The following is a 22,347-nucleotide window of genomic DNA, read 5'->3' on the forward strand; positions in this document are numbered from 1 at the left end:
ATTCTACATTTTAAAATCGCAAATCTAAATTTGAAAATCGACTAGTCTTTATCTAGTTTGTATTTGCTTAAGTCCATTCCGAAGTTCAAACCTTTAACATTTACTAGTTCTTCTAGTTCTGTTAATGATTTCTTACCGAAGTTTCTGAATTTCATTAAATCATTTTTATTGAAAGATACTAAGTCTCCTAAAGTATCAACTTCTGCAGCTTTTAAGCAATTTAATGCACGTACAGAAAGGTCCATATCAACCAATTTGGTTTTCAATAGTTGTCTCATGTGAAGTGATTCTTCATCATAAGTCTCTGTCTGAGCAATTTCATCAGCCTCTAAAGTGATACGCTCGTCAGAGAATAACATAAAGTGGTGGATTAATATCTTGGCCGCTTCAGTTAACGCATCTTTAGGATTGATAGATCCATCCGTTTGAATTTCAAAAACCAATTTTTCATAATCTGTTTTTTGCTCTACACGGAAGTTTTCAATAGCGTACTTTACATTCTTAATTGGCGTGTAAATTGAATCTGTAAAGATGGTTCCAATTGGTGCAGAAGCTTTTTTATTTTCTTCAGCAGGAACATATCCTCTACCTTTTTCAATAGTTAACTCCATATTAATGCTCACTTTGGAATCTAAATTACAAATTACCAAGTCTTTGTTTAACACTTGAAACCCTGAAATGAACTTTTGGAAATCGCCAGCTGTAATTTGGTCCTGTCCTGATATTGAGATTGTAACAGTTTCGTTATCAATTTCGTCAATTTGACGCTTAAAGTTAACTTGCTTTAAGTTCAAAATTATTTCAGTGACATCTTCAACTACACCAGCAATGGTAGAAAACTCATGATCTACACCTTCAATTCTCACAGATGTAATAGCAAATCCTTCCAAAGAAGACAACAACACTCTTCTTAAAGCATTACCTACAGTTAATCCATAGCCAGGTTCAAGAGGTCTGAATTCAAACTTCCCTTCAAAAGGCGTTGAATCAATCATGATTACTTTATCAGGCTTCTGAAAATTTAATATTGCCATACTTTTTCTTCTTTTTAATTGTTAATTAGTTGCGCGGTTTATAAGTATGAAGAAGACTAATAAACCCTTTGGCCAATTTCCAATATGATTAATTATTATTTAGAGTATAATTCAACGATAAACTGTTCGTTGATATTTTCTGGAATTTGAACTCTTGCAGGAATTGAAACATAAGTTCCTTGTTTAGTCTCATTATTCCACGTCATCCACTCATATACATTGTTAGAGTTAGATAATGAACTTTGGATAGCATCTAGCGATTTAGATTTTTCTCTAACGGCAACAACATCTCCAGCTTTTAATTGGTAAGAAGGAATGTTTACGATTTCTCCGTTTACAGTAATGTGTCTGTGAGAAACTAATTGACGTGCTCCACTACGAGATGGAGATAAGCCCAATCTGAAAACCACGTTATCTAAACGAGATTCACATAATTGTAACAATACCTCACCAGTAATACCTTGTGCAGCAGTTGCTTTTTTAAACATGTTTCTGAATTGTTTCTCCAATATACCGTAAGTATATTTTGCCTTTTGCTTTTCCATTAACTGGATTGCATATTCAGATTTTTTTCCACGACGCTTGTTTGCACCATGTTGACCTGGAGGATAGTTTCTTTTTTCGAAAGCTTTATCATCTCCGAAAATAGCTTCGCCGAATTTTCGGGCTATTTTAGTTTTAGGACCAGTATATCTTGCCATTTCTTAAATTAAATTATGAGAGTGTCTATGAATTAAGGTCTTAATCTTATCCTCCGATAAACAGTGATCTCTCGTTAATACTTGTTATTATTTTTTTGAGTCTGCAAATTTACATATAAAAAAACTAATATCAACCATTTAAAACAGTTGATATTAGTTCTATATACATTATAAATTATACACGTCTACGCTTTGGAGGGCGACATCCATTATGTGGTAGTGGTGTAACGTCAATGATCTCTGTTACTTCAATACCTGCATTATGGATAGAACGGATGGCAGATTCTCTACCATTTCCTGGTCCTTTAACGTATACTTTTACTTTTTTAAGTCCAGCTTCTCTTGCTACTGCTGCAGCATCTTCAGCGGCCATTTGAGCAGCATATGGAGTATTCTTTTTAGAACCTCTAAAGCCCATTTTACCAGCTGATGACCAAGAAACGACATCTCCTTTTTTGTTGGTTAAAGAGATAATGATGTTGTTGAAAGAAGCTGCAATGTGTGCCTCTCCGTTAGCCTCAACAATAACCTTACGCTTTTTAACTTTTGTACTTGCCTTTGCCATATGTAATTAGTTTTTAGTATTAGTTTATAGTCGCTAGAATCCTAAACCGTCAAATTTCAAACAGATTCTTTCCAACGTCTAATAGACTAAAGACTATTTTTATTTAGTTGCTTTTTTCTTGTTAGCAACAGTTTTTCTTCTACCTTTTCTTGTTCTAGAGTTGTTTTTAGTACGTTGACCTCTTAATGGAAGTCCAGCTCTATGACGAATACCTCTGTAACATCCAATATCCATTAAACGTTTGATGTTTAACTGAATTTCTGAACGCAATTCACCTTCAATAGTTAAGGCCCCTACAGCTTCACGAATATTACTGATCTCGTCATCTGTCCAGTCCTGAACTTTTGTGTTTTCATCAACTTTAGCTTGTGCTAAAATTTCTTTTGCTTTGCTTGCACCTATTCCATAGATGTAAGTTAAAGAGATTACTCCTCTTTTTTGTTTTGGTATATCAACACCTGCAATTCTTGCCATAATTAACCTTGTCTTTGTTTGAATCTAGGATTCTTTTTGTTAATGACGTAAAGTCTTCCTTTTCGACGTACTAACTTACAGTCAGCACTTCTTTTTTTAACTGATGCTCTTACTTTCATCTGTTCTATTTATTAATATCTATAAGTTATTCGAGCCTTAGACAAATCATACGGGCTCATTTCTAATTTGACTTTGTCTCCTGGTAACAGTTTAATGTAGTGCATACGCATTTTACCAGAAATATGCGCGGTAACTATATGTCCATTTTCTAATTCAACACGAAACATAGCATTGGATAATGCTTCAATTATTGATCCGTCTTGTTCTATTGCTGCTTGTTTTGCCATAATAATATTAAGCTACTGCTTTTCTATTTTTACCGGTTTTCATTAAGCCATCGTAGTGTTTGTTCAACAAGTATGAATTAATTTGTTGCATTGTATCTATTGCAACTCCAACCATAATCAATAACGATGTCCCACCAAAGAATAATGCCCAACCTTGCTGAACGCCCATCAATTTCACAACAACCGCTGGGAACACAGCAATCATAGCTAAAAATATAGAACCGGGTAAGGTTATTTGAGACATAATTCTATCTAAATATTCAGAGGTTTCAGTTCCTGGTCTGATGCCCGGGATAAATCCACCACTGCGTTTTAAATCATCTGCCATTTTATTAGTAGGTACTGTAATTGCCGTATAAAAATACGTAAATACAATAATTAACAAAGCAAATACAATGTTGTACCAAAGACCAAAAATATCAGAGAAGTTGGTTTGCAGCCAAACTCCCACAGGACCTTCGCCTAAGCCTTTACCTATTAATGTTGGCACAAACATAATTGCCTGAGCAAAAATGATTGGCATTACACCAGAGGCATTCAATTTTAGAGGTAAAAACTGTCTTGAACCAAACACGTTTTTTTCATAACCTCCAGAAGCAGTACGACGTGCATATTGAACAGCTATCTTACGAACGCCCATTACTAACATTATTGACAGTAATATGATAACAAACCAGATGACCAATTCAATAAGTACCATCATCAATCCACCGTTACCACCACCTTCTAATCTAGAAGCATAGTTTTGGATGAATGACGCTGGCATATTAGCTATAATACCTACCATAATCAATAAAGAAATACCGTTACCGATACCTTTATCGGTGATTTTCTCACCCAACCACATTGCAAAAACAGTACCTGTTACCAAGATAATTACTGAAGATACATAAAACATTGTTCCTGTACCCAATAAGAATGCTGATGAAGGAATCCCTAATGCTGGTAAACTTGCCAAATATCCTGGTGCTTGCACCAAACAGATAGCAATAGTTAACCAACGTGTAATTTGATTGATCTTTTTACGTCCACTCTCCCCGTCCTTCTGTAATTTCTGAAGGTAAGGAATAGCGATACCCATCAACTGAACGACAATTGAAGCCGAAATGTAAGGCATAATACCTAGCGCAAATACGGAGGCATTAGCAAAAGCCCCACCCGTAAAGGCATTCAGTAGCCCTAAAATACCTTGGTCTGTATTACTGGCCAAAGCACCTAACTGACTTGCATCGATACCTGGTAAAACTACCTGAGCACCAAAACGATAAACTAAAAGAAGGCCAAGCGTAAGCATGATTCTATCTTTTAGTTCAGTTATTTTCCAAACATTTTTTAAAGTCTCTATAAATTTCATTCTCTAAAAGGTCTTATAAAGTTACAGCTTCTCCTCCGGCGGCTTCAATAGCAGCTTTTGCTGAAGCGGTAAATTTATGAGCAGTTACTTTTAATTTTGATTTCAATTCGCCACGACCTAAGATTTTAACAAGATCATTCTTGCCTACAACACCTAGTTCCAATAACGTTACAAAATCTACAGTGTCTTTAATGACTTTGTCATCAACCAATGCTTGTAATTTATCAAGATTAACACCTTGATACTCCACGCGATTGATATTTGTAAATCCAAACTTAGGCACACGTCTTTGAAGCGGCATTTGACCACCTTCAAATCCTACTTTCTTAGAATAACCAGAACGCGATTTAGCTCCTTTGTGACCACGAGTTGCGGTACCACCTTTACCAGAACCTTGTCCTCTACCTATTCTTTTGCCTTGATTTTTAACTGACCCTTCAGCCGGTTTTAAATTACTTAAATCCATTATTCTGCTGTATTATTTTGTTCCCTCTACAGAAACTAAATGTTGAACTTTATTAATCATTCCAAGAATACTTGGCGTGTCATCATGCTCAACAACCTGATTCATCTTATGCAAACCTAAAGATTCTAAGATTCTTTTTTGTGTTTGCGTACGGTTGATAGCACTTTTTACTTTCTTTACTTTGATCTTTGCCATTATTTTTTAGTATTTAGTAGTTAGTATTAGGTATTAAGAATTTAGCTCAAAGTGCATTGAAAAATCACTTGTTACTTTGTACTTAATACTTCGTACTCCATACTCATTTATCCGTTAAATACTTTTGTAAGTGAAATACCTCTTTCTTTAGCGATTGATCCTGCATCTCTTAACTGTAATAATGCATCAAAAGTTGCTTTTACTACGTTATGAGGATTAGAAGATCCTTGAGATTTTGATAATACATCATGTACACCAACAGCCTCTAAAACCGTTCTTACAGCTCCACCAGCAATAACTCCAGTACCTTCAGCAGCTGGAATGATATTGACTCTTGCACCACCATACTTACCTTTTTGTTCGTGCGGTAATGTTTTTCTAAGGATAGGGATTCTCACTAAGTTTTTCTTAGCGTCTTCAATTGCTTTAGCAATTGCAGTAGCAACGTCTTTCGATTTTCCTAAGCCATGGCCTACAACACCAGCTTCATCTCCAACTACTACAATAGCAGAAAAACCGAATGCTCTACCACCTTTAGTAACTTTAGTAACTCTCTGTACACCTATAAGATGATCTTTAAGGTCTAACCCACTAGGTTTTACTAATTCTGCGTTTTTATATTTTTGATACATAATGTCTTAAAATTTTAGTCCTGCTTCTCTAGCACCATCTGCTAATGATTTTACTCTTCCGTGATATTGATACCCACCTCTATCAAAAGAAATAGTCTCAACACCAGCTTTCAAAGCTCTTTCGCCAACAGCTTTACCAACTAAGGCAGCTATTTCTGATTTGGTTCCTTTTGCAGAACTAATGTCTTTATCTCTTGAAGATGCAGCACTAATAGTATTACCAGTTACATCGTCGATAATTTGAGCATAAATTTCTTTATTGCTTCTATATACAGCTAAACGAGGTCTTGCTTCTGTTCCAGAAACAACCTTACGAATTCTGTTTTTTATTCTTAATCTTCTTTGATTTTTTGTCAATGCCATAACTATACGATTATGCTGATTTACCTGCTTTTCTTCTTAATACTTCTCCAACAAACTTGATGCCTTTTCCTTTGTAAGGCTCAGGTTTTCTATAGCCGCGAATCTTAGCTGCAACTTGACCAACCAATTGTTTGTCATGTGAAGTTAATTTTACGATTGGATTCTTTCCTTTTTCAGAAATGGTCTCCACTTTAACCTCAGGAGCAACTTCTAATACTATATTATGAGAAAACCCTAAAGCTAAATCTAATTTTTGTCCTTGGTTTGAAGCTCTATAACCAACACCAACCAATTCTAATTGCTTGGTCCAGCCTTGAGATACTCCTTCTACCATATTCTTTACCAATGATCTGTAAAGACCATGGTTAGTTCTTGCTTCCTTACTATCAGATGGACGTGCTACTGACACTTCACCATCTTTTACAGTAATTTCAACACTTTCGAATTTCTGACTCAACTCACCCAATTTACCTTTTACAGTAATTACGTTGTCTTTGACGTCTATTGTAACCCCTTCAGGGATTGCTACTGGATTATTTCCTATTCTTGACATATCTCTCCTTTTTTAGTAAACGTAGCACAATAATTCACCACCAACATTCTCTTTATGCGCTTGCTTTCCTGTCATCACTCCGTGAGAAGTAGACACAATTGCAATTCCAAGTCCGTTAAGGATTCTTGGCATCTCGCTAGAGCTTGCGTATTTACGTAAACCTGGTTTACTTAATCTTTGAATTTTTCTGATGACAGGCTCTTTAGTTTCCTTATTGTACTTAAGCGCTATCTTGATAGTGCCTTGTACTGAAGAGTCATCAAACTTGTAACTTAAAATATATCCTTGGTCGAATAATATTTTAGTAATTTCTTTTTTCAGATTTGATGCAGGAATCTCGACAACTCTATGGTTGGCCATTACTGCATTTCTAACTCGTGTTAGATAATCTGCGATTGGATCTGTATTCATTTATATTAAATTGCGGATATGGTTTTTGGTTCTCCCCAAACCTACATCCAGTTCATACTATATATTACCAGCTAGCTTTTCTAACTCCTGGGATCAAGCCTTGGTTTGCCATCTCGCGTAACATTACACGAGAGATTCCAAAAATACGTACGTATCCTCTTGGTCTTCCGGTTAATTTACAACGGTTGTGCAAACGTACTGGTGATGCGTTTCTTGGTAACTTTTGTAAGGCTTCATAATCGCCAGCTTCTTTCAAAGCTTTGCGTTTGTCAGCATACTTATCTACCATTTTTTGTCTTTTCACCTCACGGGCTTTCATTGATTCTTTAGCCATATCTTAGTTCTTTTGAAAAGGTAAACCTAATTCTGTTAATAACGATTTTGCTTCTTTATCTGTAGCAGCCGTCGTGACAAAGGTAATATCCATTCCTGAAATATTGTTAACTTTATCAATATCTATTTCTGGAAAGATAATTTGCTCAACAATACCTAAATTGTAATTTCCTCTTCCGTCAAAGCCAGTAGCTTTAATTCCGTTAAAGTCTCTTACACGTGGTAGCGCTGAAGTTACCAAACGGTCTAAGAACTCATACATTTGCTCACCGCGTAATGTAACTCTTGCACCAATTGGCATACCCTTACGTAATTTGAACGTTGCGATATCTTTTTTAGACAATGTTGCTACGGCTTTTTGACCAGAAATTTTGGTCAATTCGTCCACAGCGTGGTCTACTAACTTTTTATCGGCAACTGCAGCACCAACTCCTTTAGATATAACTATCTTTTGAAGTTTAGGAACTTGCATTACGTTTTTATATCCGAATTCTTCTGTAAGAGCAGTAACTACTTTGTCCTTGTACTCTTGTTTTAATCTTGGAATATAAGCCATAACTAAATTACTTCATTTGATTTTTTAGAAAATCTCACTTTTTTATCGCCTTCCATTCTATAACCAACGCGGGTAGTTTCTCCTTTACCACTTAAAAGTGATAAATTGGAAATATGAATAGGCGCTTCTTTCTCTACAATGCCACCTTGTGGGCTTTGTGCACTTGGTTTAGTATGTTTCTTCACCATGTTCACGCCTTCTACGATCGCTTTGTTCTTATCTTTTAAGATCTTTACAACTTTACCTTCTGTACCTTTATGGTCTCCAGCAATTACTTGTACTGTATCTCCCGATTTTATTTTAAACTTTGTCATCTTATTAGTCATTAAAGCACTTCAGGTGCTAATGATACAATTTTCATGAATTGCTTGTCACGAAGTTCTCTTGCAACAGGTCCAAAAACACGTGTGCCTCTCATTTCTCCTTGCGGATTTAAAAGTACACAAGCATTGTCATCAAATCTGATATAAGATCCGTCAGGACGTCTTACCTCCTTTTTGGTACGTACAACAACGGCTGTAGAAACAGCTCCTTTTTTGATGTTACCATTAGGTGTTGCATCTTTTACAGAAACAACTATCTTGTCGCCTACAGAAGCATATCTTCTTTTAGTACCACCTAGAACGCGGATAGTCAAAACTTCCTTCGCTCCAGTGTTATCAGCCACTCTTAATCTTGATTCTTGTTGTAACATAATTACTTCGCTCTTTCAATTATTTCTACTAATCTCCAACTTTTGGATTTACTTAAAGGTCGTGTTTCCATGATCTTTACTGTATCTCCAATGTTACAGTCATTTGTCTCATCGTGTGCAACGTATTTTTTCGTTTTCAACACGAATTTACCATACATAGGGTGCTTTACTTTCTTAACTTCAGAAACCACAATTGATTTCATCATTTTGTTACTGGTAACAATCCCTATACGTTCTTTTCTTAAATTTCTTTTTTCCATCTTTCAGCGGAATACAAATTATTGTACTTCTCTTTTAGTTAATTCGGTTGCAATTCTTGCTACAGAACGTCTCACGTTGCGTAATTGAATCGGATTTTCTAAAGGCGAGATAGCATGTGCCATGTTCAGGTCAGCATAACTCTTTTTAGTTTCACCTAACTTATCTTGTAATTCAGCTGTAGAAAGCTGTTTAATTTCTGATTGCTTCATAATATCTATGTATTAAGCTTCGTAATCTCTAGCGATTAAGAATTTTGTTTTAACAGGTAATTTTTGTGCAGCCAAACGTAATGCTTCTTTAGCAACGTCTAATGGCACGCCACCAACTTCAAACATAATTCTACCTGGTTTTACTACAGCTACCCAATATTCTACAGCACCCTTACCTTTACCCATACGTACTTCAAGAGGTTTTTTGGTAATAGGCTTGTCTGGAAATACTTTAATCCAAAGTTGCCCTTCTCTTTTCATAAAACGTGTAGCTGCAATACGAGCTGCCTCTATTTGACGAGATGTTAAAAACATTCCCGTTTCGTGTACTGATTTAATACCGAACATTCCATTGGAAAGTTCATGTCCTCTACCAGTATTTCCTTTCATGCGGCCTTTTTGCTGCTTACGGAATTTTGTCTTTCTAGGTTGTAACATTTTTCTTTAACTTTAAAAATTACTTTCTACGACGGGCCTTGTTATTCCCACCACGTCTTGGTGCATCAGATCCTCCTTTGCCACCTTGCTTTTTGGATAAACCAACAAGCGGGGAAAGATCTCTTTTACCATAAACTTCACCTTTCATAATCCACACTTTAACACCCAATCTACCATAAGTAGTATGTGCCTCAACTAAAGCATAGTCAATATCGGCTCTAAACGTTGATAATGGAATTCTTCCTTCTTTGTAGTGCTCAGAACGTGCCATTTCAGCACCGTTTAAACGACCACTAATTTGAATCTTGATCCCTTCAGCATTCATACGCATTGTTGCAGCAATGGCCATTTTAATGGCACGTCTGTAAGAAATACGATTCTCGATTTGACGAGCAACGCTAGATGCCACTAAAAATGCATCCAATTCTGGTCTCTTGATTTCGAAGATGTTCAATTGAACTTCCTTATCTGTAATTTTCTTAAGCTCTTCTTTTAACTTGTCTACCTCTTGACCGCCTTTACCGATAATAATACCAGGTCTTGCAGTTGTGATAGTAACGGTTACAAGTTTAAGCGTACGCTCAATAATTACTCTTGACACACTTGCTTTAGATAAACGAGCGTGAACATATTTTCTAATCTTATCGTCTTCAGCAAGTTTATCTCCATAATCATTGCCACCGTACCAGTTAGATTCCCATCCTCTGATAATTCCTAAACGATTTCCGATTGGATTTGTCTTTTGTCCCATATCTCTATTTAAGCTTGTGTGTTATTGTTTGCTCCAATAACCACGGTAACGTGGTTAGAACGTTTTCTAATTCTGTGTGCACGACCTTGAGGTGCTGGACGTAATCTTTTCAACATTGCGCCACCATCTACTCTGATCTCTTTAACGAACAAGTCAGCATCTTCAATGCTAGCATCTTCGTTTTTTGCTTGCCAATTGGCAATTGCTGAAAGCACCAACTTCTCTAAACGACGAGATGCTTCTTTCGGGCTAAATCTTAAGATATTAAGAGCCATTTCAGCTTTTTGTCCTCTAACCAAATCCGCTACTAAGCGCATTTTTCTAGGTGATGTAGGACAGTTATTAAGCTTTGCAAAAGCGATGTGCTTCTTTTCTTCCTTAATAGCGTCTGCCATTTGTTTTTTACGACTTCCCATAGCTCTACTTATTTTTTACCTTTATTTTTAGCACCAGCGTGACCTCTAAAAGATCGTGTTGGTGAAAATTCTCCTAATTTGTGACCTACCATGTTCTCAGTTACAAAAACTGGTACAAATTGACGACCATTGTGAACAGCAATTGTCTGTCCAACAAAATCCGGTGAGATCATAGAGGCTCTAGACCACGTTTTGATAACCGTCTTTTTGTTTGAAGCTACATTGTCTTCAACTTTTTTACTCAATTTATAATGGATGTAAGGTCCTTTTTTTAATGAACGTGCCATATTATCTCAATTATTTCTTTCTACGTTCTACAATATATTTATTACTCGCTTTTGTTTTAGAACGGGTTCTATAACCTTTAGCAGGTATACCATTTCTAGAACGTGGATGACCACCTGAAGACTTACCTTCACCACCACCCATTGGGTGATCGACAGGGTTCATTACTACTGGTCTTGTACGTGGACGTCTACCCAACCATCTTGATCTACCTGCTTTACCAGATACAGTCAATTGATGATCAGAGTTAGATACCGCTCCAATTGTTGCCATACACTCTACAAGTACCAATCGTGTTTCACCAGAAGGTAATTTGATAGAGGCAAATTTACCATCTCTCGCCATTAACTGTGCGAATGAACCAGCACTTCTTGCCATAATTGCTCCTTGTCCAGGACGCAACTCAATACAAGAAATAATAGTTCCTAATGGAACGTGTTTTAAAAGCATTGCATTTCCAATTTCTGGAGCAATACCTTCAGCACCAGAAACTACAGTCTGCCCAACTTGTAAACCATTTTGAGCAATCATGTAGCGTTTTTCACCATCTTGATAGTTCAATAAAGCGATAAATGCTGTTCTGTTTGGATCGTACTCGATTGATGCAACTTCAGCTGGAATTCCAGTTTTGTTACGCTTGAAATCGATAACACGATACTTTCTTTTATGACCACCACCAATATAGCGCATGGTCATTTTTCCTTGACTGTTTCTACCACCAGATCTTTTGTTCGGAACGAGTAAACTCTTTTCCGGCTTATCAGTAGTAATGGCGTCAAATCCATTAACTACTCTAAATCGCTGACCTGCTGTGATCGGTTTTAATTTTCTTACTGACATTTGTCTTTAATTACATGTTAGTGTATAAATCAATAGATTCACCTTCCGCCAGTTGTACAATTGCTTTTTTGACAGCATTTGTTTTACCATTCTGAATACCCGTTTTAGTGTGACGGACTCTTCTATCTGGACGGACATTTATAGTGCGAACTTTTTCAACGGAAACGCCATAAGCAGCTTCCACCGCTTTTTTTATTTCAACCTTGTTCGCCTTCGTATTCACTTGGAAGCTATAGCAGTTGTTTAACTCGCTATTAGCTGTCGCTTTTTCAGTGATTATAGGTTTAATTAAGATGCTCATGTTTCCTTATTTACTTAAATTCGTTTCAATTCCTTCTAAAGAACCCTCTAGAAGAACTAGTTTGTTTGCATTTAAAATTTTGTAAGTGCTTAATTCTGAGTTGGTTATAACATCAGAACCTTTTAAATTACGTGACGACAAATATACATTATTATTTGAGGCACCCAACACAAACAAAGCTTTTTTATTCTCAACACCCAACGCTTTCAATACGTTAGTGAAGTTTTTGGTTTTTGGAGAATCAAAATTGAAGTCTTCCATTACCACAATCGCATCATCATTAGCTTTCATTGTTAGGGCTGATTTACGCGCTAAACGCTTCAGGCCTTTGTTCAATTTGAAGCTATAATTTCTTGGTCTAGGACCAAACATACGTCCACCACCTTTAAATACACCAGACTTGATAGAACCTGCACGTGCCGTACCGGTACCTTTTTGTTTCTTGATCTTACGCGTACTTCCAGAGATTTCTGCTCTTTCTTTAGCCTTATGCGTACCTTGACGTTGGTTAGCAAGATATTGCTTAACGTCTAAGTATACTGCATGGTTATTAGGCTCAATAGCAAACACATCTGCAGAAAGTTCAACCTCTCTACCTGTGCTTTTTCCGTTTATATCTACAACTGCTACTTTCATTATTTCTGAATAATTACATAAGAGTTTTTATGGCCAGGAACACATCCTTTTACCACCAATAAGTTCTTTTCCGGAACTACTTTGTATACTCTTAAATTTTCAACATTCACTCTTTCGCCACCCATTCTTCCGGCCATCTTCATTCCTTTAAACACTCTTGCAGGATATGAAGCCGCACCAATAGAACCAGGAGCTCTTAAACGGTTATGCTGACCATGCGTAGCCTGACCAACTCCACCAAAACCATGACGTTTTACAACCCCTTGGAATCCTTTTCCTTTAGATGTACCAGCAATATCAACAAATTCACCTTCAATGAAATGTTCTACTGTAATAGCATCACCTAATTTGTAATCTTCTCCAAACCCTTGGAATTCAACGACTTTTCTCTTAACAGAAGTACCGGCTTTCTTAGCATGACCTGCTTCAGCTTTAGTGGCGCTTTTCTCTGTCTTGTCATCGAAACCAAGTTGAAGAGCACTATACCCGTCAACCTCTTCGGTTCTGACTTGGGTAACGATACATGGACCTGCTTCAATAACGGTACACGGAATGTTCTTTCCGTTCTCGTCGTAGATACTGGTCATACCGATTTTTTTTCCAATTAACCCAGACATAAATATTAATTTGTTTGTTATAGACAATTCACGACTTGTCCGCTGTTGTTTGTTTGATAGATAATCCGTGACTTACCTATGTATTGAAAAATATTCAGGGCCGAAAATACTTCAGCCCTGAATGTATTTTTACCGTTTTTCCCTCGCTCGCAGCTTAGGACATGTTGATACACAATTATGGTATCTGATTGTTGCTGGAGACACATGATTATGCGCCTCCAGCACATATTATTTGATCTAAACCTTGATCTCTACTTCTACACCACTTGGTAACTCCAATTTCATTAGAGCGTCAATTGTTTTTGATGAAGAACTATAGATGTCCAAAAGTCTTTTGTAAGAACTTAATTGGAATTGCTCTCTAGCTTTCTTGTTAACGTGTGGAGAACGTAAAACCGTAAAGATTTTTTTATTTGTTGGTAAAGGAATTGGACCAGTTACAACTGCACCAGTACTTTTTACCGTTTTAACAATCTTATCAGCAGACTTGTCTACCAACATGTGATCGTAAGATTTTAGTTTTATTCTGATTTTTTGACTCATTTTCTTAAAATTTAAGCTTCAACGCCTTTAGCTGCTTTAATCACTTCTTCTGAGATGTTAGAAGGAGTTTCTGCATAATGTGAAAATTCCATAGTTGATGTTGCACGACCTGAAGACAATGTTCTTAATGTAGTAACATAACCAAACATTTCAGATAAAGGTACATGTGCTTTTACTGTTTTAGCACCTGCTCTATCACCCATATCATTTACTTGTCCTCTTCTTCTGTTCAAATCTCCTACAATGTCACCCATATTTTCTTCTGGAGTAATTACCTCAAGTTTCATAATAGGTTCCATAATAACAGCTTTTGCAGCTTTTGCAGCAGCCTTAAATCCTAGCTTTGCAGCCAATTCAAATGACAGTTGGTCAGAATCCACATCATGGTAAGATCCATCAGTTAACGTCACTTTCATAGCGTCTACTTCATAACCTGCCAAAGGACCATTGATCATGGCTTGTTTAAAGCCTTTCTCAATAGAAGGAATAAATTCTTTAGGAACGTTTCCACCTTTAATTGCAGAAATAAACTCTAATCCTACTTTTCCTTCTTCAGCTGGTTCAATTGTGAAAACAATATCAGCAAATTTACCACGACCACCAGATTGTTTCTTGTAAACCTCTCTATGATCAGCTTTTCTTGTAATTGCTTCTTTGTATTCTACTTGTGGTTGTCCTTGGTTAACTTCAACCTTAAACTCACGACGTAAACGATCTACAATAATATCTAAGTGAAGCTCACCCATTCCAGAAATAATTGTCTGGCCTGAAGCCTCATCAGTACGCACTGTAAATGTAGGATCTTCTTCAGCTAACTTAGAAAGCGCCATTCCTAATTTATCAACATCAGCCTTAGTTTTAGGTTCTACCGCGATACCAATAACTGGATCAGGGAAGTTCATTGATTCTAAAACAATTGGATGTTTCTCATCAGACATTGTATCACCAGTTTTAATATCTTTAAAACCTACTGCCGCTCCAATATCTCCTGCTTCAATAAAATCAATAGCATTTTGTTTGTTGGCGTGCATTTGGTAGATACGAGAAATACGTTCTTTTTTACCTGAACGGTTATTTAAGATGTAAGATCCTGCGTCCAAACGACCTGAATATGCTCTAAAGAATGCCAAACGACCAACAAATGGGTCAGTAGCAATCTTAAATGCCAATGCTGAAAAAGGTTCGTTTACACTTGGCTTACGTCTTTCTTCTTTATCAGTATCTGGGTTATACCCTACAACACTTTCTCTATCCATTGGAGATGGCAAGTAACGACAAACCGCATCCAATAAGAATTGTACACCTTTATTCTTAAATGAAGATCCACAAATCATAGGAATGATTGCCATATCCATTACAGCAGCTCTAAGTGCAGCGTGCACTTCATCTTCTGTAATAGAATCTTCATCTTCCATGAATTTTTCCAATAGATTCTCATCATAACTAGCTACCTCTTCAATCAACTTAGCTCTAAACTCACGAACCTCGTCTTTCATATCTTCAGGAATGTCAATCACGTCAAACGTAGATCCGAAGTTATCTTCATGCCATACAATAGCTCTGTTTTTAACTAAGTCTACAATACCTTTGAAATCTCCTTCATCACCAATAGGCAACACGATTGGCACTGCATTAGAACCAAGCATTTCCTTAACCTGCTTATTAACTTCTAAAAAGTTAGATCCCTGACGGTCCATTTTGTTAACGAAACCAATTCTTGGAACCTTATAATTATCGGCAAGTCTCCAGTTAGTCTCAGATTGTGGCTCAACACCATCAACAGCACTAAATAAGAAAACCAAACCATCTAAAACACGTAATGAACGGTTTACCTCTACGGTAAAGTCAACGTGACCTGGAGTATCAATAATATTGAAGTGGTAAGACTGAGCATCTTCAGTTGGCTCACCATTTTCTTTTGGAAACGTCCAATCACAGGTTGTTGCCGCAGAAGTAATAGTAATACCTCTTTCAGCCTCTTGTTCCATCCAGTCCATAGTTGATGCTCCTTCGTGAGTTTCACCAATTTTATGGTTTACACCTGTGTAAAATAAGATACGTTCTGTAGTTGTTGTTTTCCCAGCATCAATATGTGCTGCAATTCCTATATTTCTTGTAAGTAATAAATCTCTTGCCATATTTTAGAATCTAAAGTGTGAGAATGCTTTATTAGCTTCTGCCATTTTATGAGTATCTAAACGTTTTTTAACTGCTGCACCTTCTTCTTTGGCCGCGGCTAAAATTTCAGCTGCAAGTTTTGCTGGCATAGATTTCTCATTTCTTTTACGTGAGTAACTAATCAACCATTTCATAGCTGTAGATACTTTACGGTCTGGACGAATTTGCATCGGAATTTGGAAGGTTGCACCCCCAACACGACGACTACGTACTTCTACGTGAGGCATTACGTTAGATAAAGCATCTTTCCATGTTTCCAAAGCTGTTTTTTCTTCGTCAGTTTTCTTTGCTTCTACAATGTCAATTGCATCATAAAATACTTTAAAAGCTACGGACTTCTTTCCATCCCACATCATCATGTTAACGAATCGAGTTACTAACTGATCGTTGAACCGTGGATCTGGTAAAAGCGGTCTCTTTTTTGCTGCTCTTTTTCTCATGTCTTCTTCTTAAAGTTTTAATTACTTCTTAGGGCGTTTTGTTCCGTATTTAGATCTACGTTGCGTTCTACCTGTAACACCTGCGGTATCTAAGGCACCACGTACAATGTGATATCTAACTCCTGGCAAATCTTTTACCCTTCCACCTCTAACCAATACTATCGAGTGCTCCTGTAGATTGTGGCCTTCACCGCCGATGTATGCGTTAACTTCGTTTCCGTTTGTTAAACGTACCCTTGCTACCTTACGCATTGCTGAGTTAGGTTTTTTAGGCGTCGTCGTATAAACACGAGTACACACACCACGTCTTTGTGGACACGAATCAAGGGCAACCGATTTACTCTTCTTGGTTATTTTGGTTCTTCCTTTTCGTACTAATTGTGAAATTGTTGGCATATATTTCTATATAAATTTGTTTTACTCCTCGCTTTTGAGGGCTGCAAAGGTAGAAAATAAATTCGCTTTCTCAAAAGTAAAATGATTAATTTTCAAATCTTTGGTCAAATATTTAACATTGCGGCACTTTTTAGATTAATTTTTCTTTTAGCTTTGGTATTCCATTCTTTTTACATGACTTTAAAAATATGTTTTCTTCTTTTTTTCTTCGGATGGTTGTCATTCGCAAATGTCATGGGTCAAACGTTACATCTCCAAATGGCGAGTAACAATGAATCCGAAAATATCATATTAAAATCCTTCGCGTACCAAAAATCATTTTCGGATTACAACTCTCTGGAACAAGAGATCCAAAACTTTCATAAAAGTTTAACCCGACACGGCTATTTGGAAAGTGAATTGCTCAATTTGGAAAAACCTACTGATTCTTCGTATGTTGCATTTTTTAAAATAGGAAGACTGTACACCAAAGTTCGCATTTATTACAATGCTGAATTTAATCCGAAGCAGCTGAAATTAATGGCGACCAACATCACAGATACCTATTTTGAAGTTGAGGTTACAAAGCTGGAAACTTCACTAAAATTACTCAATGAAGAACTCTCTAATAGTGGCGACCCATTTTCTACCCTTCAACTTAAAAATATTAAAACTGACGATGGTACATTAACTGCACATCTAAAGATTGAAAACACTAAAGAACGTCGTATTGACAGCATCATTGTTAAGGGCTATGAAAAATTTCCCAAATCTTATTTAAAACACTTTTTAAAGCTTAGACCTCATCAGTCTTTTAATTTAAAAACGATTAAAAAAAAGCTGGGCACATTAGAGCAATTGCATTTTGCCTCTCAAATAAAGGACCCCGAAGTTCTATTTACTAAAGATTCAACATTATTATATATATATGTAGACAAACAAAATAGTAACACGTTTGATGGTTTTATAGGTTTCGGTACGAATCCCCAAACGACTAAACTAGAATTTGACGGATATCTTCATCTGAATCTTAATAACACACTAAATTTTGGTGAAATATTTAGACTCCAATATAAAAGTGATGAAAGCGACCAGAAGACATTGGACCTCAAACTAAAATTACCCTACCTTCTGGGCTCCCCGCTAGGAACGCAATTAGGTTTAACCATATTTAAAAAAGATTCAACTTATATAACGACATCACAATTTGCTAACCTAATCTACCAAATTGATACTAAAAATAGCGCCTCATTAGGCATCACCAAATTAAATTCGACCAACTTATTAAATAGCAGTGTCCAACACATTAGCGATTACGCTTCCATATTTTATGATATCAATTACCATCACAGCGCCTTTCAATCCAACGATAAACTTTTTCCAATCAATTTTCTCATTGATTTCTCTATAAGCTTAGGCAACAGAAGCATGGAAAGATGGAATGAAACACAAACAAAATTTCAACTACAAGCTTTCAAAATTTTCAATTTAAATATTAGAAATAGCATTTACACCAACATAAGCGCAGCAATATTAAATTCTGAGAAGTTTTTGGTAAACGAATTGTTCAGGTTTGGTGGCATTCATTCTATAAGGGGTTTTGAAGAACATAGTCTCATGGCAAATCTCTATACGGTCTTAAACACAGAATACCGTTACAAACTCTCCACCAACCTATATGTTAATTCCATCGTTGACTTTGCCTATTATGACAATCAACTGATCAATACCCGCACTAAACTATTTGGTTTAGGCTTTGGATTTGGCATACGCACCCAAGCGGGTCTATTCAAGTTAAACTATAGCAATGGTAGCGTTGAGGACCAACCTATAAAACTGTCAGATTCAAAAATTCATTTGAGTCTATCGGCTACATTTTAGCAAAATACCATACAGTAATTATATGCTTTCTCTAAGACTCCTAATGGACTTTAAAACAAAGATCATTATTTTGATTTTATAGAATAATTAACTTTTAATCAAACCCGTAAATAAAAAGCAAAAAATATTTAACAATTCTTTCACTCAAATAATCTCATCACAAAACACCTGCTGTACAACCAGTTGCATTGTCATCCACCTTTTTGCGCACCCCTAAATGCTAGTTTTATTACATACCATTCCTAAAATTGAAAGTTAATTAAATTGTTTTTTTAACTTATTATTAGCATTTTTACGCCAGGCTAATTCAAATTAATTTAAATATGAAAACAAAGTTTAGTGGAATTCTAACGCTATTACTAGCGTTCTTTGTGCAAATAACGTTTGCACAAGAAAAAACAATTTCAGGAACGGTATCAGATAATTCTGGCCTACCACTTCCTGGAGTTAACATTATTGTAAAAGGTACAGCAACCGGTACTCAGACGGATTTTGATGGTAATTATACCATTTCCGCAAAGTCAGGAGATGTATTAACTTTTACGTACGTAGGGTTGAAAGCCCAAGAAGTTACAGTAGGTGCTTCCAATACCATTAATGTAACAATGGAGGAAGATGCTGCTGTATTAGATGAAGTGGTTGTTACGGCTTTAGGGATTAAACGAGATAAACAAAGTCTTGGTTACGCCCAACAAACTGTTGAAGGAGAGTCACTTAGTAAAGCAAGAGAGACAAACATTAACAATGCCCTTGCTGGTAAAGTTGCTGGTGTTCAATTTTCTGGTGCACCAAGTTCTGGTTTTGGAAACTCTAACATTCGTTTGAGAGGTGATACTGGTATCCTTTACATTGTTGACAACATTAAAGTTGACGGACCTGCTGATGTCATTACTGATGATATTGAAAGCATGTCTGTGCTTAAAGGAGCTGCAGCTACAGCACTTTACGGACCGCAAGGTAAGAACGGTGTTATCATTATTACTACAAAAACAGCTAAAGCTGGTCAGAGTACAGTTACTTTAAATGTAAGTACTGCTGCTGAAAACGTGTATGTATTGCCAGAATATCAAAATGAGTATGGTGGTGGTTATTCACAAGATTTTAACATCTTTACGTACAACCCAGCACTACATCCTGCAGATTGGGCTGCTTTTGATGGTCAAAAAATGGTGGAGTACTATGCTGATGAAAGCTGGGGCCCAAAAATGGACGGGACACTGGTTAGACATTGGGATTCTTGGATTACTGGAACACCACAATTTGGAGAATTGAGACCATTTTCTCCAAATCCTAATAATGTCAGAGATTTTTACAGACAAGGTCTTACTACCAATACCAATGTAACATTTGCGAAAGGTGGCGAAGGATTTTCTGTGAGAGCATCATTGGCAAATATTGAAAGAACAGGTATTGTACCTGATTCAGATCGTAATACTGTACAAGGATCGTTTAGCGCATCTATGGACTTAAGTGAAAAGTTAACTGCATTTGCTAATGTGAGTTACCAAGATAGAAGGACTTCTAACTTCCCTGACAACGGGTATGGAAACATCGCTTCTAACTTTAACCAATGGTGGCAACGTCAGTTAGATATGGATCGATTGAAAGATTACGTAAGAAATGGCAATGTGGTTTCATGGAATATTAATAGCCCATCAAACCCTACGCCACTATACTGGGATAGCCCTTATTTTATTGCTAATGAAACAGATAACCCACAGCAGAAACATGCATTTTATGGCCGATTTGGTTTAAACTATGAGATTATTGATGGTTTAGATGCAAGTTTAGAGGTTAGAAAAACCTTGAACGCTTATGAAAGCACAAACCAATTTGGTTTTGGTGGATTAGGACAACCTTTTTACTCTGAGTTTGAAAGTTCTAGAGGTACTGATGAATTATTTGGTATCGTGAACTACCAAACAGATTTATCTGACTCATTTGACTTAAGCGCTAGTGCTGGATTTGAATTGTATGACACAAACTATAAATCTATATCAGCATCTACAGCTGGTGGATTATCAGCAGATGGTTTTTACAGTCTGAATACCTCAGTTGACAGACCGAACCTTTCTAGTTACAAAGAAAATGTTCAAAGAAAATCTACATTTGCCAAAGCTTCTATAGGTTTCAAAGATATCGTCTTTATAGATGGTTCTGCTCGTTACGACTGGCAGTCAACTGCAAGTGCGCAAAACAACCGAGTTGAAACATATGGTATATCTGGAAGTTTAATCTTCAGTAAATTATTACCACAGAACAGCGTATTAACTTTTGGTAAGTTGAGAGCGAGTTTAGCTGAAGCACCATTATTCCCAAATGCATATGCATTATCTGAAACTTATGCTATTGGTACACCTTATGGTAGCACAGGTAAATTATCCGTAAAAGGGCAATTACCAAACCAAAATTTAATTGGTGGTGTAAGAAGTGAATATGAATTTGGATTAGAAACTAAATTTTTTAATGGTAGAGTAGGTATTGACGCAACTTACTTCAACAAGGTTGATGATCAATTACCTGTAGGTGTATCTTTAGATCCATCAACTGGATACACATCCTTCTTGACCAATTCAGGAAAACAAACTTACGATGGTTTTGAACTAGCGGTGAGCATTATTCCTGTGAGAACTGAAGATTTCCAATGGGATCTATCTGCAAACTTAGGTACATTGAATAGAAGGGTTGATAAGATTGCTGATGGTGTTACAACTAATGTGTTGTCAACATCTTGGAGAGGTTTGCAACTTCAAGAACGTGAAGGTGATGAGTGGGGAACGCTTTATGGTCGTACCTTTAGAAGAGACGAAAATGGAAATAAAATTCTCTCTAGTACTGGTTCGCCTCGTTACGACACTGACCAATATTTAGGTAATTTATTGCCTGATTTTACTGGTGGTGCAACAACAAACATCCGTTACAAAAACCTAAACTTAGGCCTTGATTTTGACTTCCAAAAAGGTGGTAGTATCTTCTCTGTAACTCGTATGTTTAATGCCTATTCAGGTTTGGGTATTGAAACAGTTGGCAACAACGCATTGGGCAACCCTAAACGTGACCCTGTAACTGGTGGTTCTTCTGCAACAGCTGTTCCTGCAGCACAAGCTGGATCTAACTCTGGTGGTGTGTTGATTGAAGGTGTAGATGAGACAACTGGTGCACCTGCAAGCTACTATGTTGATGCAGTAACTTATTATGGTAGACTTTTTGCTCTACATGAAAACTGGATCTACGATGCTTCTTATGTAAAATTAAGACAAGCTCGTTTAGATTATACGTTCCCTAAAAAATGGTTAGACAACACATTCATTGACAAACTTAATGTTGGTGTCTACGCAAGTAACTTATGGTTAATTTATACTTCAATTGATGGCGTAGACGTTTCTGAGATAGAAGATAATAACCAAACTGGTTATGGTTGGACTGAAGGAGGTCAATCTCCTAATACCAGAACTGTTGGGGTTAACTTGAATATAACGTTTTAATTAAATGCTAGAA

Annotated in this window: 33 protein-coding genes; 2 read left to right on the plus strand and 31 right to left on the minus strand. The window is 36.6% G+C overall.

Annotated elements, in window-relative coordinates; translation table 11 throughout:
- Positions 1-41: 41 nt before the first annotated feature.
- The 31 genes from BXY82_RS14105 to rpsL form a co-directional block, all read right to left on the minus strand.
- On the minus strand, positions 42-1,034 hold the full coding sequence (locus BXY82_RS14105; RefSeq protein ID WP_133758888.1) for a DNA-directed RNA polymerase subunit alpha: 993 nt from the start codon (positions 1,032-1,034) through the stop codon (positions 42-44).
- 95 nt (positions 1,035-1,129) lie between these two features.
- On the minus strand, positions 1,130-1,735 hold the full coding sequence (rpsD, locus tag BXY82_RS14110) for a 30S ribosomal protein S4 (RefSeq protein ID WP_133758889.1): 606 nt from the start codon (positions 1,733-1,735) through the stop codon (positions 1,130-1,132).
- Positions 1,736-1,910: 175 nt separating this feature from the next.
- Positions 1,911-2,300, minus strand: coding sequence for a 30S ribosomal protein S11 (gene rpsK, locus BXY82_RS14115; protein WP_133758890.1), 390 nt, complete (start codon positions 2,298-2,300; stop codon positions 1,911-1,913).
- Positions 2,301-2,399: 99 nt separating this feature from the next.
- Positions 2,400-2,774 (minus strand): 30S ribosomal protein S13, encoded by a 375-nt coding sequence (rpsM, locus tag BXY82_RS14120; protein WP_133758891.1) that lies wholly within the window; start codon positions 2,772-2,774, stop codon positions 2,400-2,402.
- 2 nt (positions 2,775-2,776) lie between these two features.
- Positions 2,777-2,893 (minus strand): type B 50S ribosomal protein L36, encoded by a 117-nt coding sequence (gene ykgO / locus BXY82_RS14125; RefSeq protein ID WP_008269159.1) that lies wholly within the window; start codon positions 2,891-2,893, stop codon positions 2,777-2,779.
- Positions 2,894-2,905: 12 nt separating this feature from the next.
- Entirely contained in the window at positions 2,906-3,121 is a 216-nt protein-coding gene (gene infA, locus BXY82_RS14130; RefSeq protein WP_027126052.1) for a translation initiation factor IF-1, read from the minus strand.
- Between the two features lie 7 nt (positions 3,122-3,128).
- Positions 3,129-4,475, minus strand: coding sequence for a preprotein translocase subunit SecY (gene secY, locus BXY82_RS14135; RefSeq protein WP_133758892.1), 1,347 nt, complete (start codon positions 4,473-4,475; stop codon positions 3,129-3,131).
- A gap of 13 nt (positions 4,476-4,488) precedes the next feature.
- Positions 4,489-4,941: a 50S ribosomal protein L15 gene (gene rplO, locus BXY82_RS14140; RefSeq protein ID WP_133758893.1), complete on the minus strand. Its 453-nt coding sequence runs from the start codon at positions 4,939-4,941 to the stop codon at positions 4,489-4,491.
- A gap of 12 nt (positions 4,942-4,953) precedes the next feature.
- Entirely contained in the window at positions 4,954-5,136 is a 183-nt protein-coding gene (gene rpmD, locus BXY82_RS14145; RefSeq protein ID WP_133758894.1) for a 50S ribosomal protein L30, read from the minus strand.
- A 107-nt stretch (positions 5,137-5,243) separates the two neighbouring features.
- The gene (gene rpsE / locus BXY82_RS14150) at positions 5,244-5,768 is read right to left on the minus strand and encodes a 30S ribosomal protein S5 (protein WP_133758895.1); all 525 of its coding nucleotides are present in this window, start codon (positions 5,766-5,768) and stop codon (positions 5,244-5,246) included.
- A gap of 6 nt (positions 5,769-5,774) precedes the next feature.
- The gene (gene rplR, locus BXY82_RS14155; protein ID WP_133758896.1) at positions 5,775-6,131 is read right to left on the minus strand and encodes a 50S ribosomal protein L18; all 357 of its coding nucleotides are present in this window, start codon (positions 6,129-6,131) and stop codon (positions 5,775-5,777) included.
- 10 nt (positions 6,132-6,141) lie between these two features.
- Positions 6,142-6,684: a 50S ribosomal protein L6 gene (gene rplF / locus BXY82_RS14160; protein ID WP_133758897.1), complete on the minus strand. Its 543-nt coding sequence runs from the start codon at positions 6,682-6,684 to the stop codon at positions 6,142-6,144.
- Between the two features lie 12 nt (positions 6,685-6,696).
- The gene (gene rpsH, locus BXY82_RS14165) at positions 6,697-7,095 is read right to left on the minus strand and encodes a 30S ribosomal protein S8 (RefSeq protein ID WP_133758898.1); all 399 of its coding nucleotides are present in this window, start codon (positions 7,093-7,095) and stop codon (positions 6,697-6,699) included.
- A gap of 64 nt (positions 7,096-7,159) precedes the next feature.
- Entirely contained in the window at positions 7,160-7,429 is a 270-nt protein-coding gene (gene rpsN, locus BXY82_RS14170; protein WP_027126044.1) for a 30S ribosomal protein S14, read from the minus strand.
- 3 nt (positions 7,430-7,432) lie between these two features.
- Entirely contained in the window at positions 7,433-7,984 is a 552-nt protein-coding gene (gene rplE / locus BXY82_RS14175; protein ID WP_133758899.1) for a 50S ribosomal protein L5, read from the minus strand.
- A 2-nt stretch (positions 7,985-7,986) separates the two neighbouring features.
- Positions 7,987-8,298: a 50S ribosomal protein L24 gene (gene rplX / locus BXY82_RS14180; protein ID WP_133758900.1), complete on the minus strand. Its 312-nt coding sequence runs from the start codon at positions 8,296-8,298 to the stop codon at positions 7,987-7,989.
- An 11-nt stretch (positions 8,299-8,309) separates the two neighbouring features.
- Positions 8,310-8,678, minus strand: a complete 369-nt coding sequence (rplN, locus tag BXY82_RS14185; RefSeq protein ID WP_133758901.1) for a 50S ribosomal protein L14 — start codon at positions 8,676-8,678, stop codon at positions 8,310-8,312.
- A gap of 2 nt (positions 8,679-8,680) precedes the next feature.
- Entirely contained in the window at positions 8,681-8,938 is a 258-nt protein-coding gene (rpsQ, locus tag BXY82_RS14190; RefSeq protein WP_133758902.1) for a 30S ribosomal protein S17, read from the minus strand.
- Between the two features lie 18 nt (positions 8,939-8,956).
- Positions 8,957-9,148, minus strand: coding sequence for a 50S ribosomal protein L29 (gene rpmC, locus BXY82_RS14195; RefSeq protein WP_027126039.1), 192 nt, complete (start codon positions 9,146-9,148; stop codon positions 8,957-8,959).
- Positions 9,149-9,160: 12 nt separating this feature from the next.
- Positions 9,161-9,586: a 50S ribosomal protein L16 gene (gene rplP, locus BXY82_RS14200; RefSeq protein WP_133758903.1), complete on the minus strand. Its 426-nt coding sequence runs from the start codon at positions 9,584-9,586 to the stop codon at positions 9,161-9,163.
- A gap of 19 nt (positions 9,587-9,605) precedes the next feature.
- The gene (gene rpsC / locus BXY82_RS14205) at positions 9,606-10,337 is read right to left on the minus strand and encodes a 30S ribosomal protein S3 (protein ID WP_133758904.1); all 732 of its coding nucleotides are present in this window, start codon (positions 10,335-10,337) and stop codon (positions 9,606-9,608) included.
- An 8-nt stretch (positions 10,338-10,345) separates the two neighbouring features.
- On the minus strand, positions 10,346-10,753 hold the full coding sequence (gene rplV, locus BXY82_RS14210; RefSeq protein ID WP_027126036.1) for a 50S ribosomal protein L22: 408 nt from the start codon (positions 10,751-10,753) through the stop codon (positions 10,346-10,348).
- A gap of 8 nt (positions 10,754-10,761) precedes the next feature.
- The gene (rpsS, locus tag BXY82_RS14215) at positions 10,762-11,040 is read right to left on the minus strand and encodes a 30S ribosomal protein S19 (RefSeq protein ID WP_133758905.1); all 279 of its coding nucleotides are present in this window, start codon (positions 11,038-11,040) and stop codon (positions 10,762-10,764) included.
- Between the two features lie 10 nt (positions 11,041-11,050).
- Complete coding sequence (gene rplB, locus BXY82_RS14220) at positions 11,051-11,878, minus strand: 50S ribosomal protein L2 (protein WP_133758906.1); 828 nt, start codon at positions 11,876-11,878, stop codon at positions 11,051-11,053.
- A gap of 10 nt (positions 11,879-11,888) precedes the next feature.
- Entirely contained in the window at positions 11,889-12,179 is a 291-nt protein-coding gene (gene rplW / locus BXY82_RS14225) for a 50S ribosomal protein L23 (protein ID WP_133758907.1), read from the minus strand.
- 6 nt (positions 12,180-12,185) lie between these two features.
- Positions 12,186-12,815 (minus strand): 50S ribosomal protein L4, encoded by a 630-nt coding sequence (gene rplD / locus BXY82_RS14230; protein WP_133758908.1) that lies wholly within the window; start codon positions 12,813-12,815, stop codon positions 12,186-12,188.
- Positions 12,815-13,432 carry a 50S ribosomal protein L3 gene (gene rplC, locus BXY82_RS14235; RefSeq protein ID WP_133758909.1) on the minus strand — a complete coding sequence of 206 codons (618 nt, stop codon included), beginning with the start codon at positions 13,430-13,432 and terminating at the stop codon, positions 12,815-12,817. Before rplC ends, rplD begins: the two co-directional genes overlap by 1 nt.
- 237 nt (positions 13,433-13,669) lie before the next feature.
- Positions 13,670-13,975 carry a 30S ribosomal protein S10 gene (gene rpsJ, locus BXY82_RS14240; RefSeq protein ID WP_066436369.1) on the minus strand — a complete coding sequence of 102 codons (306 nt, stop codon included), beginning with the start codon at positions 13,973-13,975 and terminating at the stop codon, positions 13,670-13,672.
- Positions 13,976-13,986: 11 nt separating this feature from the next.
- Complete coding sequence (fusA, locus tag BXY82_RS14245; protein WP_133758910.1) at positions 13,987-16,113, minus strand: elongation factor G; 2,127 nt, start codon at positions 16,111-16,113, stop codon at positions 13,987-13,989.
- 3 nt (positions 16,114-16,116) lie between these two features.
- Positions 16,117-16,593: a 30S ribosomal protein S7 gene (gene rpsG, locus BXY82_RS14250; protein WP_133758911.1), complete on the minus strand. Its 477-nt coding sequence runs from the start codon at positions 16,591-16,593 to the stop codon at positions 16,117-16,119.
- Between the two features lie 21 nt (positions 16,594-16,614).
- Positions 16,615-16,989, minus strand: coding sequence for a 30S ribosomal protein S12 (rpsL, locus tag BXY82_RS14255; RefSeq protein WP_027126027.1), 375 nt, complete (start codon positions 16,987-16,989; stop codon positions 16,615-16,617).
- A 258-nt stretch (positions 16,990-17,247) separates the two neighbouring features.
- Between rpsL and BXY82_RS14260 the strand changes: the two genes are divergently transcribed.
- Positions 17,248-18,849: a BamA/TamA family outer membrane protein gene (locus BXY82_RS14260; protein ID WP_243835854.1), complete on the plus strand. Its 1,602-nt coding sequence runs from the start codon at positions 17,248-17,250 to the stop codon at positions 18,847-18,849.
- Positions 18,850-19,172: 323 nt separating this feature from the next.
- Entirely contained in the window at positions 19,173-22,334 is a 3,162-nt protein-coding gene (locus BXY82_RS14265) for a SusC/RagA family TonB-linked outer membrane protein (RefSeq protein ID WP_133758913.1), read from the plus strand.
- Positions 22,335-22,347 lie beyond the last annotated feature (13 nt).

The organism is Gelidibacter sediminis (assembly GCF_004364975.1).
Lineage (GTDB): Bacteria > Bacteroidota > Bacteroidia > Flavobacteriales > Flavobacteriaceae > Gelidibacter > Gelidibacter sediminis.